The 13,317-nt window shown below is 71.4% G+C and carries 11 protein-coding genes; 2 read left to right on the forward strand and 9 right to left on the reverse strand.

Translation table 11 applies throughout. The features are described 5' to 3' along the window. Nucleotides 1–561 precede the first annotated feature (561 nt). Nucleotides 562–1,632 carry a tryptophan--tRNA ligase gene (gene trpS / locus ACFC09_RS40315; RefSeq protein ID WP_376537101.1) on the forward strand — a complete coding sequence of 357 codons (1,071 nt, stop codon included), beginning with the start codon at nucleotides 562–564 and terminating at the stop codon, nucleotides 1,630–1,632. Between the two features lie 93 nt (nucleotides 1,633–1,725). On the opposite strand, the gene proC is transcribed toward trpS, so the two are convergent. The 6 genes from proC to ACFC09_RS40345 form a co-directional block, all read right to left on the reverse strand. Beyond that, entirely contained in the window at nucleotides 1,726–2,538 is an 813-nt protein-coding gene (gene proC, locus ACFC09_RS40320; protein ID WP_376537103.1) for a pyrroline-5-carboxylate reductase, read from the reverse strand. Between the two features lie 105 nt (nucleotides 2,539–2,643). Next, nucleotides 2,644–3,447, reverse strand: coding sequence for an ABC transporter permease (locus tag ACFC09_RS40325; protein ID WP_376537105.1), 804 nt, complete (start codon nucleotides 3,445–3,447; stop codon nucleotides 2,644–2,646). Further along, a complete protein-coding gene (locus ACFC09_RS40330; RefSeq protein ID WP_376537107.1) occupies nucleotides 3,444–4,241 on the reverse strand; it encodes an ABC transporter ATP-binding protein in 798 nt (265 codons plus the stop codon). The genes ACFC09_RS40325 and ACFC09_RS40330 overlap by 4 nt, the downstream gene beginning before the upstream one ends. A gap of 72 nt (nucleotides 4,242–4,313) precedes the next feature. Beyond that, nucleotides 4,314–5,105 (reverse strand): class I SAM-dependent methyltransferase, encoded by a 792-nt coding sequence (locus ACFC09_RS40335; RefSeq protein WP_376537109.1) that lies wholly within the window; start codon nucleotides 5,103–5,105, stop codon nucleotides 4,314–4,316. A gap of 364 nt (nucleotides 5,106–5,469) precedes the next feature. After that, nucleotides 5,470–5,985 carry an EamA/RhaT family transporter gene (locus ACFC09_RS40340; protein WP_376537111.1) on the reverse strand — a complete coding sequence of 172 codons (516 nt, stop codon included), beginning with the start codon at nucleotides 5,983–5,985 and terminating at the stop codon, nucleotides 5,470–5,472. 42 nt (nucleotides 5,986–6,027) lie between these two features. After that, nucleotides 6,028–6,405, reverse strand: coding sequence for an SH3 domain-containing protein (locus tag ACFC09_RS40345; protein WP_376537113.1), 378 nt, complete (start codon nucleotides 6,403–6,405; stop codon nucleotides 6,028–6,030). A gap of 262 nt (nucleotides 6,406–6,667) precedes the next feature. Between ACFC09_RS40345 and ACFC09_RS40350 the strand changes: the two genes are divergently transcribed. Then, nucleotides 6,668–9,217: a PQQ-binding-like beta-propeller repeat protein gene (locus ACFC09_RS40350; protein ID WP_376537115.1), complete on the forward strand. Its 2,550-nt coding sequence runs from the start codon at nucleotides 6,668–6,670 to the stop codon at nucleotides 9,215–9,217. A 130-nt stretch (nucleotides 9,218–9,347) separates the two neighbouring features. Here ACFC09_RS40350 and ilvD read toward each other — a convergent pair whose 3' ends face one another. The 3 genes from ilvD to ACFC09_RS40365 form a co-directional block, all read right to left on the reverse strand. Continuing rightward, nucleotides 9,348–11,201, reverse strand: a complete 1,854-nt coding sequence (gene ilvD / locus ACFC09_RS40355) for a dihydroxy-acid dehydratase (RefSeq protein ID WP_376537117.1) — start codon at nucleotides 11,199–11,201, stop codon at nucleotides 9,348–9,350. A 371-nt stretch (nucleotides 11,202–11,572) separates the two neighbouring features. Next, nucleotides 11,573–12,196 (reverse strand): TetR family transcriptional regulator, encoded by a 624-nt coding sequence (locus ACFC09_RS40360; RefSeq protein WP_376537119.1) that lies wholly within the window; start codon nucleotides 12,194–12,196, stop codon nucleotides 11,573–11,575. Then, nucleotides 12,193–13,026 (reverse strand): sugar phosphate isomerase/epimerase family protein, encoded by an 834-nt coding sequence (locus ACFC09_RS40365; protein WP_376537121.1) that lies wholly within the window; start codon nucleotides 13,024–13,026, stop codon nucleotides 12,193–12,195. Before ACFC09_RS40365 ends, ACFC09_RS40360 begins: the two co-directional genes overlap by 4 nt. Between the last annotated feature and the right edge of the window lie 291 nt (nucleotides 13,027–13,317).

A 13,317-nucleotide genomic window follows, 5' to 3' on the forward strand; every position in this document is an offset into this window, starting at 1 on the left:
CGATCCGATTTCCTCGGTGCTTTCCGGGGTCCCGCTCTCGCGTTTCCCTTTCCGGCGGTTCCGACTCTATCAGATCCTTTCGGCGTCTGATTCCCGGTCGGCGGGGTTTGTCTTCCCGGCTTGCGGGCCGTTCCGACGAGTGAGACTTTAGCGGATTCCCGGCACCCGAGCTAATCGGGGTCCTGCGTTCTTTCGAACGCGGATTCCTCATTTCACAAATACGCGCCAAAGCACACGGCGACGTATCGCCGATTGCTGGCTGGTACCTGCGGAATGGCTGTCCGGGGACCGACCGGGGTCGGCGCTCACGTCGGACAACTCGGAGAACAGTACGTATCCGTTGGGGGCGTGTCAACTCACGGCGCGGGGGCTGTCGGGGGCGTATCGTGGGGGTCGTGATGACGCGTACGTGTAACCAGCAGTGGTGGGCCGCCTGACGGCGGCCGGAGTCACGTATGCATCCAACGGCCGCCGCCTCGGCGGCCGTACTCGTATCTCCCTCCGGACCCTCCGAGGGCCGGCCGCCCGGAGCGGCGGTCCCTACCTGGAGGTGGAGAGGGAATGACACGGGTTTTCAGCGGGATCAAGCCGACCGGGCACCTGACACTGGGGAACTACCTGGGGGCCATGCGTCGGTGGGCCGACGTGGACCAGCACCAGTCGGACGCCTTGTTCTGCATCGTCGATCTGCACGCGCTGACCGTGGAACACGACCCGGCGCGGGTGCGCCGGCTCAGTCGGCAGGCGGCGACGCTGTTGCTGGCGTCCGGGCTGGATCCGCAGCTGTGCACCGTGTTCGTCCAGAGTCACGTCGACGAGCACACGCGGTTGTCGTACGTGCTGGAGTGCGTGGCGACCGACGGTGAGATGCGGCGGATGATCCAGTACAAGGAGAAGTCCGCGCGGGAGCGGCAGCGGGGCGGCAGTGTGCGGTTGTCACTGCTGACGTATCCGGCGCTGATGGCGGCGGACATCCTGGCCTACGGGGCCGACGAGGTGCCCGTCGGGGACGACCAGACGCAGCACGTGGAGCTGACGCGGGATCTCGCGGTGCGGTTCAACCAGCGGTACGGGCACACGTTCGTGGTGCCGAAGGCGACGCGTCCGGAGGTGGCGGCGCGGGTGATGAACCTCCAGGAGCCGGCGTCGAAGATGGGTAAGTCGGACGATTCCGGTCCGGGCATCGTCTATCTGCTCGACGAGCCGGACGTGGTGCGCAAGAAGGTGATGCGGGCCGTGACCGACAGCGGGCGGGACGTCGTGTACGACCGGGAGGCGCGGCCGGGGGTGGCGAATCTGCTGGAGATCCTGGCGGCGTGCACGGGTGGGAACCCGGAGGGCTTGGGCGGTGTATATGAGTCGTACGGCGCCTTGAAGAAGGACACCGCGGAGGCCGTGGTCGAGGTGCTGAGGCCCGTACAGGCCAGGCACAAGGAGTTGTGCGCGGATCCCGCGTATGTGGAGGGGGTGTTGCGGGATGGTGCGGAGAAGGCGCGGGTGATGGCGCGGCCGGTGGTCGATGCGGCTTACCGGGCTGTCGGGCTGCTGGAACCCGGGGCCGAACCGGCGTCGAAGGCGGGGTCGGTGCCGGGACCGGTGTCGGAGCCGCCGGTGCTGAACGCGGCTCCGTAGGCGCGGTGGGCTGCCGACCCGGGCGAGGCGGCTCACCGGGACCTCGCCGGTTCCCGGTAGCGGTTCGCGGTAGCGGCTTCGGCTCGTCCGGGGTCAGTCCTTCTTGCCGGAGGCCAGTTCGCGGCTGCGGTCGCGGGCGGCTTCGAGGGCGGCGATGAGGGCGGCTCGTACGCCGTGGTTCTCCAACTCGCGGATGGCGTTGATCGTGGTGCCGGCCGGCGAGGTGACGTTCTCACGGAGTTTGACGGGGTGCTCTCCGCTGTCCCGGAGCATCACGGCGGCGCCGATGGCGGACTGGACGATGAGTTCGTGGGCCTTGTCGCGGGGCAGGCCGAGCAGGATGCCTGCGTCCGTCATGGCTTCGACCAGGTAGAAGAAGTACGCCGGGCCGGAGCCGGAGAGGGCGGTGCAGGCGTCCTGCTGGGACTCGGGGACTCGGAGTGTCTTGCCGACGGCTCCGAAGATCTCCTCGGCGTGGGCGAGATGTGCGGCGGTGGCGTGGGTGCCGCCGGAGATCACGGACATGGCTTCGTCGACGAGGGCGGGGGTGTTGGTCATGACGCGGACGACCGGGATACCTGTGACCAGGCGTTCCTCGAAATAGGAGGTGGGGATACCGGCTGCGCCGCTGATGATCAGGCGATCGGCGGGGAGGTGCGGGACGAGTTCGTCCAGGAGGGTGCCCATGTCCTGCGGCTTGACCGTGAGGATGAGGGTGTCGGCGGTCTTTGCGGCCTCGGGGTTGGTGACCGGGGTGACTCCGTGGCGCGCGCGGAGTTCCTCGGCCCGTTCGGGTCGGCGGGCGGTGACGAGCAGGTCGGCGGGCGACCAACCGGCTCGGATCATTCCGCTGAGCAGGGCTTCGCCGATCTTGCCGGTGCCGAGGACGGCGACTTTGTGGGTCATGGTGCGGGTGCCCTCCGGGGGTGCGACTTCCGGGGTACATCCTTGCACCGGGGGTCCGGTGTGGGGGGTGTTGTCCGCTGGACGGACGTGCCGTCGGCAGCCGGGTCACGCCGTACGGCGCCTCAGAGTGGCCGCACCGAGGCCCAGGACCAGCACCGCGCAGCCCGCCACGATGACGACGTCCCTGATGAAGGTCCCCGTCGCGTCGGGATGGTGGAGGACCTCGTTCATGCCGTCGACGGCGTAGGACATGGGCAGGACGTCGGAGATGCCTTCCAGGACGGGATGCATGGCGGGGCGGGGAGTGAAGAGACCGCAGAGGAGGAGTTGGGGAAAGATCACCGCGGGCATGAACTGGACCGCCTGGAACTCCGAGGCCGCGAAGGCCGAGACGAACAGGCCGAGGGCGGTGCCGAGCAAGGCATCGAGGAGGGCGACCAGCAGAAGCAGCCAGGGCGAGCCGACGACGTCCAGGCCGAGGAACCACACGGCGAGCCCGGTGGCCAGGGCGGACTGGATGATCGCGAGCGCACCGAAGGCGAGGGCGTAGCCGGCGACGAGGTCGGCTTTGCCGAGGGGCATGGCGAGGAGGCGTTCGAGGGTGCCGGAGGTGCGTTCGCGCAAGGTGGCGATCGACGTGACCAGGAACATCGTGATCAGCGGGAAGATGCCCAGAAGGGAGGCGCCGATGCTGTCGAAGGTGCGTGGGCTGCCGTCGAAGACGTAGCGGAGCAGGACCAGCATCACGCAGGGGACCAGGAGCATCAGGGCGATGGTGCGTGGGTCGTGGCGCAGTTGGCGCAGCACCCGGGTGGCGGTGGCGGTGGTGCGGGAGAGGTTCAGGGGGCTGGTGGGTGTGGCGGGCGTGGTGGCTGTGGCCATGGTCGTCGTAGTCGTAGTCGTACTCATCGGGGCGTCCCCTTGGTCCGGTCGGCTGCGGCCGCTTCGTCCACGAGGTGCAGGAAGGCCGCCTCGACGGTGGCGGCGCCGGTGCGGGTCCGGAGGGCGTCGGGGGTGTCTCCCCCAGCCTCAGGCCGGGAGGTGCCCCCAGCGAGGATCTCGCCGTTGCGCATGAGCAGCAGACGGTGGCAGCGCTCCGCCTCGTCCATGACGTGTGAGGAGACGAGCAGGGTGGCGCCGCGGGTGCCGGCGATGTCGTGGAAGAGGTTCCACAGGTCGCGGCGCAGAACGGGGTCGAGGCCGACGGTGGGTTCGTCCAGGACCAGGAGTTCGGGGGTACCGAGCAGGGCCACGGCGAGGGAGACGCGGCTGCGCTGGCCGCCGGAGAGGTTTCCGACGAGGGCGTCCGCGTGGCTGGTGAGGTCGACGTCGGCGATGGCGCGGGTGACGTCGTCGTGGCGACGTGCGGCGGCGGCCCGGCCGGGGGTGAGGATCGCGGCGAAGTAGTCGAGGTTCTGACGGATGGTCAGGTCGTCGTAGACGGAGGGGTGCTGGGTGACGTAGCCGATACGGGTGCGCAGGGTGGGGTGGCCCGCGGGGCGGCCTAGGACGTCGAGGGTGCCGGTGACCTTGGCCTGGGTGCCGACGATCGCGCGCATCAGCGTCGATTTGCCGCATCCCGAGGGGCCGAGCAGACCGGTGATCCGGCCGCGGGGGATCGTGAAGTCCAGGCCGCACAGGACGGTGCGGGGGCCGCGTTCCACGGTCAGGGCCGCGGCGTGCACGGCGGACGCCACGGGCATGCCCGGAGGGCCGGAAGCATTATTCATCACGTGATGAATAATGCTCTCGGCGCCAACGGGCGTCAAGGGTCCTCAGACGTTGCGGGCGACCAGCAGCTCCACGTCGTAGACCTCCTCCACGGTGCCGTCGGGGAAGGCGGCCAGGAGGTGGGTGCGTTCCTGGGTGAGGAAAGCGGTGGCACTCTCCTCGCCGTGGGTCAGGAAGATCGAGTGACTGCTGATGTTGGCCAGGTGGGTGTCGAGCGGGACGCGGCGGCTCCAGCGGACCGTGCGGTGGGTGAAGTCGAGTCGGCCGCTGGGGTCGGCGAGGGCGGTGCGGACGCCGCTGCCGTTCTTCGCCACCACCCTGTCCTGGCCGAAGTGCCGTTCGATGCGATCCGCCTGGGCGTCGATCCAGGGGATGTCGAGGGCGTTGGTGTTCCACCACAGCGCGAGGGCGCCGCCGGGGCGCAGCACCCGCAGCGCCTCCGGCACCGACCGGGTGGGATCGGTCCAGTGCCAGGACTGGGCGTAGGTGATCAGGTCGACGCGTGCGGCGGCGAGGGGCAGAGCGTTCCCGTTGCCCCGGACCACCGGAACGCCGGGGAGGCCGCGCCGGAACTCGGCGGCCATGCCGGCGCCGGGCTCCACGGCCACCACGTCGGCGCCCCGGGCGCGCAGCAGCGCGGTCGCGATTCCGGTGCCCGCGCCGACGTCCACGACCCGGGCGCCGGTCAGCGGACGGGCGGCCAGTTCCTCGATGGTGTCGAAGAGGGCGGCCGGGTAGGAGGGCCGGTTCGCTCCGTACTGCGCGGCGGCGGCGTTGAAGGAGTGGGCCCGCGCGGTGTGGGAGGGGGGTGGGGTCGACGGTGGTGTAGTGGTCATACGGCCATGGTCCTGCGGGCTGGGCGGAAAGCGACAGCGGGGAGGAGAAGGGCGCGCTGTTGTGGGGGTGGGGAGGAGGGGGGTGGGACGGGCGGTCGTGCGCGTGTGCACGCGAAGGCGCGGCGGGCGGTCGTGCGCGGTGCACACGGAGGTACGCGGGCGGTCGTGCGCGGTGCGGTGCTGTGAGGTACGCAGTTGCGTGCGGTGGGGCAGGTGGTCGTGTGGCGTTGCGCGCGGGCATATCGGACGGTGGTTTGCGGTGTGGCGGGTCCTGGTGCGGCGCGCGTGTGGCGGGCGGTGGTGGTGGAGCGGGCGGTGGTGGTGGAGCGGGCGGTGGTGGTGGAGCGGGTGGTCGTGGTCGTGCTCAGCGGGGGCGTTTCTTCTTCGAGGGGTTGCCGGTGCGGCGGGTGGCGCGGCGTTCGTGCTGGGTGCGGGCCGCCTCGTATTCGGTGCGGTGCAGTCTCTCGCCGGGGGCCTCGATCAGGGAGCGGAAGAAATAGGCGAGGAGGGAGCCGACGAAGCCGATGGCCAGGAGGCCGCGGAGGGACGCCTGGCGGTCGGGGTCGGGGCGCTTGCCGAAGCGGTCCCAGGTGTTGCGGAAGGCCAGCGCGCTACAGATCGCGAACATCGCCACGACCAGTACGGTCACGAAGGACCCGGTGTCGGCGATCTGCAGGCCCTGGTACGCGAAGCGGAGGATCAGGCAGGCGACGGCCGCCGCCGCGAGAGAGCCCGCGGCGACGCCGGCGCGGCGGGCGGCGTAGCCGTCGTCGTGGTTCACCCAGGACGTGCCGAAGAAGCGCAGGGGCTCGGGGCGGGGGCCGGTCGGGCCGCCGGTGGAGCCCGCGGTGGTGTCCGGGGTGCCGGGTTCGTCGCTCACGGGACGATTATGGCGCCGAACGGTCGCGGGCTCCGAGGTGGGTCAGATGGCGCAGCGTGAGGCGACGTAGCCGTCGCTACCCGTGTAGACGTAGGCGTCGGAGACGTACTCTCCGTTGTCGATGTTGTCCCAGATGTTCGAGGTGCCGTACGGGCCGCTGACCCTGGTGCCCGGCGCCTGGCAGAAGATCGGGACGTGCATGCCGGCCGGGAGGACCCGGATGATGCCGTAGTTGGTGCCGGGGCCGCTGCGGACGTTCAGCCGGACGCCCGGGGCCACCGGGTAGGTGCGTACGGTCGCCTGCGCCTCGACGGACTCGGTCCCGGCCTCGGCCCGGACGGCGTTCGCGGTCGCTTCCGCGGCTTCAGCGGTCTCCGTGGCTTCAGCGGTTTCCGCGGTTTTCGTGTCGCTGTCTTCCATCGTTCCCTGCGTTCCCTGCGTTCCCTGCGTCCCGTGCGTCTTTGCGGACACTTCCGTCGCTTCCACACCGTCGACAGACATGAGAAACCTCCCCCCGTCCAACCCCATGACCACCATGGGGCCCCGTTGATTCCCCTGATTCGAGCCACGAAACACTCATGCGCGGCGCACGCGGAGGCTAGCAAGTCGCCGCTGTCTCGTACGAGTCATCGACTAGGCTCCGAGCGTCGCGCGCGCGGACGAACAGCACGGGGGTGGTCCCATGGCGCCACAGAGGAACATCGGAGCGGGCGCGGAAGCGGAACTTCCGGAGTACGCCGGTCATTACCGTCTGGAGGCACACCTCGGGGCGGGCGGCATGGGTGTGGTGCACTTGGCCCGCAGCACCTCGGGGCTGCGGCTCGCGGTGAAGGTCGTACATGCCGAGTTCGCCAAGGACCGTGAGTTCAGGGGCCGTTTCCGGCAGGAGGTGGCGGCCGCCCGGAGGGTGAGCGGTGCCTTCACCGCGCCCGTGGTCGACGCCGATCCGGAGGCCGAACGGCCTTGGATGGCGACCCTGTTCATTCCCGGCCCCACGCTTGCCGATCATGTGAAGCGGAATGGCCCGATGGAGCCTGCGCAGTTGCGTCGGCTGATGGCCGGGCTGGCGGAGGCGCTGCGTGACATCCATCGGGTGGGGGTCGTGCACCGCGATCTCAAGCCCAGCAACGTCCTGCTCGCCGAGGACGGTCCGAAGGTCATCGACTTCGGGATCTCGCGGCCGAAAGACAGCGAACTGCGGACCGAGACCGGCAAGTTGATCGGTACGCCCCCGTTCATGGCGCCGGAGCAGTTCCGGCGGCCCCGCGAGGTCGGCCCCGCCGCGGACATCTTCACATTGGGGTCGGTACTGGTGCACGCGGCGACCGGGCGCGGTCCGTTCGACTCGGACAGCCCGTATGTCGTGGCCTACCAGGTCGTCCACGACGAACCGGATCTGACCGGTCTGCCGGAGAATCTCGCCCCGCTGGTCCTGCGCTGTCTCGCCAAGGAGCCGGAGGACCGGCCGACGCCCGACGAGCTGATGCGGGAGCTGCGGTCGGTCTCGGCCTCGTACGACACGCGGGCGTTCATACCGACGCAGCGGACGCAGCAGACACAACAAGGGCATCAGGAACAACAGGCACAGCAACAGGACCAACAGGCACAGCATCAGGCACAGCAACAGGCACAGCAACAGGCACAACGCGATCGGCAGGGAGAGCGGGTACAGCAGGGGCACCAGGCATGGGTCGAGGTCTGGGAGCCGGACAGTACGGATCATGCGGACGGTGCGGATCATGCCGGGCCCCGTGGTCATACGACTCACCGGGGGCGCGCGGGATGGCTGGGTCACGCCGACGGCGCGGAGCGGGCTGCTCACGCCGGTCACCTGGATCCCACGGGCCGCGCTGGTCGTACAGACCGTACAGATCGCACGGACCGTACAGATCGCACGGATCTCGCGAATCTCGCGGATCGCACGGATCTCGCGGATGGGGTCGGTGGGGCTGATCAGCGGGTCGCGGACCCGGGTGCGTCCGGGGGGCCCGGGGTCGGCACGGCGGAGGGGGCCGTGGCCGCGCGGGCACCGCGGAGCGCGCCGGCGCCGCGGCGACGGTGGCTCGGCAGGCGTGCGGTGCTCGTGGGCGGGGCGGTCGCCCTGGCCCTGTGCGGTGTGGCCGCCTCGGTGCTGTGGTTCGACGACGGTGGCAAGCCGACCCCGGTCACGGCCGGGGACGCGTCCGGGGACACGGCCGGGTTCGACGCGTGGCGCGCCGAGCCGGCCGGCAAGGGCTCCGGCATGCCCCGCTGCACCTACGGCGGCGACAAGGTGCTGTGTTTGCGTTCCGGCCTGGCCTACGCACTCGACCCGGCGGACGGGTCGCTGCTGTGGCGGCACACCGTCGCCGGGGAGCGGACGAGTGCGGCGCCGGGGCTGTCGGGTGGGCTTCTGCAACTGCCCTCCGGCGAGGGGCGGCAGGTGGAGGCGGTCGACCCCGCCTCCGGTACGACGCGCTGGAAACGGGAGATGCCCGGGTACGGTGCGCCGCGCTTCGCGGGCGGCATGCTCCTGGTCACCGGAGCCGACGGATCGGTCACCGGCGTGGACGGGCTGACGGGCGCCACGAAGTGGACGCGGCGGGTCGCCGGGGCCGAGACGCCCTCCCTGGCCTGGTTCTCCGGCGACTCCTCGGCGTACGCGACCACCTCGGCGGACGGGACGCACACGCAGGTGACGGCCGTGGATCCCGTGACCGGCGACGAGCGCTGGCAGGCGCGGCTGGCCGGGAATCTGAAGCCCGTCGGCAGCCAGGGCGGCTCGCTGTTTTTGCTGTCGGTCGACGGCGTCACCGGCGAGACGGACGAGGTGGTGCGCTACACACCGGGCTCGGGGACCACGCGCCGGGTGCCGCTGCCGGTGCCGCGGCTGACTCCGCAGGCCACCGTCCGCGGCGACGTCGTGTACCTGTTGTCCGCCGGCGGTGCGCTGGAGGCCGTCGACCTGGACGCCGGCAGGCGGTCGTGGCATCTCGAAACGTCCGTGAGCCGCGGCTCGGAACCGGTCGCCGACGACCGGCACGTCTACTTCAGCGCCGCCGACGGGCGGCTGCTCGCGGTCGACGCCCGCGACGGGCGCCTGGTGGGGCAGACCCCGCCCCGGCTCGGCACGAACTCGGACGAGGTCACGGCCGTGCTCCCGGCCCCTCTGCTCATCGACGGCCACCTCTACGCCGGTGCGCCTGACGGCACCGTCTTCGCCCTGGACGCCCGCGACCCCGCGGCCTGGTGACGCCGCGGCCTGGTGACGCCGCTGCGCACAGCTCCACTGCCCCGTCCCTGGACGGTGCCGAGGTGCGCCGGCAGACGGCGGGGCCGCCCCCGTCGGAGGGGCGGCCCCGTGCCTGGCTGCGCCGGGAAGGTCAGCCCAGCCTGCTGACGTCCCGGACGGCGCCCTTGTCCGCGCTGGTCGCCATCGCCGCGTACGCCCGCAGCGCCGCCGAGACCTTGCGGTCGCGGTCCTTCGGGGCGTGGACGCCGTTCAGCGCCTGCTCGCGGCGGGTCAGCTCGGCCTCGTCGACCAGCAGCTCGATGGTGCGGTTCGGGATGTCGATGCGGACGCGGTCGCCGTCCTCGACCAGGGCGATGGTGCCGCCGGACGCCGCCTCGGGGGACGCGTGGCCGATGGACAGGCCGGAGGTGCCGCCGGAGAAACGGCCGTCGGTGACCAGCGCGCAGGTCTTGCCGAGGCCCCGGCCCTTGAGGAACGACGTCGGGTAGAGCATCTCCTGCATGCCGGGGCCGCCCTTCGGGCCCTCGTAGCGGATGACGACCACGTCGCCGTGGGTGATCTGCTTGGCCAGGATCTTCTCGACGGCCTCCTCCTGCGACTCGCAGACCACCGCGGGACCCTCGAAGGTCCAGATGGACTCGTCGACGCCGGCCGTCTTCACCACGCAGCCGTCGACGGCCAGGTTGCCACGCAGGACGGCGAGGCCGCCGTCCTTGGAGTAGGCGTGCTCGACGGACCGGATGCAGCCGCCCTCGGCGTCCTCGTCCAGCGCCTCCCAGCGCTCCGACTGGGAGAACGCCTCCGCCGAGCGGACGCAGCCGGGGGCCGCGTGCCACAGCTCGACGGCCTCGGGGGACGGGGAGCCCCCGCGCACGTCCCAGGTCTTCAGCCAGTCCGCCAGGGAGGGGCTGTGGACCGCGTGCACGTCCTCGTCGAGCAGGCCCGCGCGGTGCAGTTCGCCCAGGAGGGCGGGGATGCCGCCGGCCCGGTGCACGTCCTCCATGTAGTACGTACGGTCCTTGGCGACGTTGGGCGCCACCTTCGCCAGGCACGGCACCCGGCGGGAGACGGCGTCGATCTGCTCCAGGCCGAACGGGACGCCCGCCTCCTGGGCCGCCGCCAGCAGGTGCAGGATCGTGTTGGTGGAGCCGCCCATCGCGATGTCCAGGGCCATCGCGTTCTCGAAGGCGGCGAACGTCGCGACGTTGCGCGGCAGGACCGTGTCGTCGTCCTGCTCGTAGTAGCGGCGGGTGATGTCCATGACCGTGCGGGCCGCGTCCTCGTACAGCGCGCGGCGGGCCGTGTGGGTGGCCAGGACCGAGCCGTTGCCGGGCAGGGCCAGGCCGATCGCCTCGGTGAGGCAGTTCATCGAGTTCGCGGTGAACATGCCGGAACAGGAACCGCAGGTCGGGCAGGCGTTCTCCTCGATGCGGAGGATGTCCTCGTCGGAGACCTTGTCGTTCGCGGCCTCGGACATCGCGTCGATCAGGTCCAGTGTGCGGACCGTGCCGTCGACCAGGGTGGCCCGGCCGGCCTCCATCGGGCCGCCGGAGACGAAGACCGTGGGGATGTTCAGGCGCAGCGCGGCCATCAGCATGCCCGGGGTGATCTTGTCGCAGTTGGAGATGCAGACCAGGGCGTCGGCGCAGTGCGCCTCGACCATGTACTCCACGCTGTCCGCGATCAGGTCGCGGGAGGGCAGGGAGTACAGCATGCCGCCGTGGCCCATCGCGATGCCGTCGTCCACGGCGATGGTGTTGAACTCGCGCGGGATGCCGCCCGCCTCCCGGATCGCCTCGCTGACGATCCGGCCGACCGGCTGGAGGTGGGTGTGGCCGGGCACGAACTCGGTGAAGCTGTTGGCCACGGCGATGATCGGCTTCCGGCCGATGTCCGCACCTGGTACACCGGAGGCACGCATAAGGGCGCGGGCGCCCGCCATGTTGCGGCCGTGGGTGACTGTGCGGGACCTCAGCTCGGGCATCGTCGCTCGCTCCTTCGAACCTTCGGAGACCTTCTGCCGGAGAGTTCTGACTCCGGAGAGTTCTGACTCTTGCCGAGCGTACGCCGGTCATCCAGGGGTCGGGACGACGTGTCCGAAATGCGGGATGCCTGTCTCGGCGAGCCGGGGTGCGGAGGGGGCGTGCGCGGGCCCGTGGTCCGGGGCGCCGGGGCGCCGGGGCGCCGGGGCGGGCTGTGCCACCGGCGCGCGACACGTCGTACGGGCATCGCAGAGGTGGGTCGTACCGGCAAGTCGCACAGGCAGGGTCCTACGGGCAGGTTCGTACGGGCGAGGTCCGTACGGGCAGGTTCGTACGGGCGAGGTCCGTACGGGCAGGTTCGTACGGGCAGGTTTCACGCGCCGGTGAGGTGCCCCTGCACCACCGGCGCCAGCCGCGCGATGACCTGTTCCACGTCCGCCGACGCCAGCGGCTCCATCTTGATCACGTACCGCAGCATCGCGCACCCCACCAGTTGCGCCGCCGCCAGTTCGGCGCGCAGCTCCGCGTCCGGCGCGTCCAGCCGCCCGGCGACGCGGCTCAGCACCTGGGTGACGATCATCCGGCGGAAGACGGCCGCGGCGGTCTCGTTGTTGACGGCCGAGCGGACGACGGCCAGCAGGGGCGCGCGGTAGACGGGGTTCTCCCAGAGGCCGAAGAGGAAGCGGGTCAGCCGCTCGCCGGCCCCCTCCAGCGGGCCGTCCGCCACTCCGGGCGTCGCGTTCAGCGCGGGTGCCAGGGTGAGCGCGACCGCCTCGAAGACCTGCTCCTTGGTGCCGAAGTAGTGGTGGACGAGCGCGGAGTCCACCCCCGCCGCCTTCGCGATGCCGCGTACGGAGGTCTTCTCGTAGCCGCGCTCGGAGAACTCCTCGCGGGCCGCGGCCAGGATGCGCTCGCGGGTGTCGCCCGACTCCGCGCGCGGGGGCCGGCCGCGGCGGCGGGCGGTCGTCGCGTCCCGGTCCGGGGTGGCGCCGCTCATCGCCGCGGCACCTTCACCGCGGAGGCCAGGTGGAGCCGGGTGAAGGCCAGCGCCTCCGCCAGGTCGGCCTCACGCTCGGCGCTGGACATGGCCCGTCGGGTGTTGACCTCGATGACGACGTGTCCGTCGAAACCGCCGAGCACGAGCCGTTCCAGCAGTTCGGCGCAGGGCTGGCTGCCGCGGCCGGGTACCAGGTGCTCGTCCTTGCCCGATCCCCTGCCGTCGGCGAGGTGGACGTGGCCGAGGCGGGGGCCCATCCGGTCGATCATCTGGAGGGCGTCCGTGCGGGCGGTGGCCGTGTGGCTGAGGTCGATCGTGAAGTGGCGGTAGTCCTCCCTGGTGACGTCCCAGTCGGGGGCGTACGCGAGCATCTCGCGGTCGCGGTAGCGCCAGGGGTACATGTTCTCGACCGCGAACCGTACGTCGGTCTCGTTCGCCATCCGCCACACCCCGGTGACGAAGTCACGGGCGTACTGGCGCTGCCAGCGGAACGGCGGGTGGACGACGACCGTGCCGGCACCGAGCCGCTCGGCGGCCGAGCGGGCGCGCTGGAGTTTGGTCCAGGGGTCGGTGGACCACACGCGCTGGGTGATCAGCAGGCAGGGGGCGTGCACGGCCAGGACCGGGATGCGGTGGTAGTCAGCCAGCCTGCGCAGCGCCTCGATGTCCTGGCTGACCGGGTCCGTCCAGACCATGACCTCGACGCCGTCGTATCCGAGGCGCGCGGCGATCTCGAAGGCGGTCGCCGTCGACTCCGGGTAGACCGAGGCCGTCGACAGGGCGACCTTCGCATCCGGGATACGGACGGGGACGTCCCTTGCTTCAGCCACGAAGGACAGGGTACGGGGTGGCGTTGGTGCGGGTGCCGGACGCCCCGTTCGCCGCTCGGGCGTCCGGGACCCGGGTCGGGCGGGAGCCGGCGCGGCGGACGGTCCGGCTGCGTCCGGGGCCGCCGCCCACGCGGTGGGCGGTCGGGGTGCGTCCGGGACCGCCGTCCCACGCGGCCTTCGGGTCCGTGGGTACGGGGTACGGCGTGCGGCGCGGGCGGGTAGGGGTGAGACATCCCGCGCGGGCGGACCGGGGGTGAGGCGTTCCGCGCGGGCGGACCAGGGGTGAGGCGA

Source organism: Streptomyces sp. NPDC056161 (assembly GCF_042268025.1).
GTDB lineage: Bacteria > Actinomycetota > Actinomycetes > Streptomycetales > Streptomycetaceae > Streptomyces.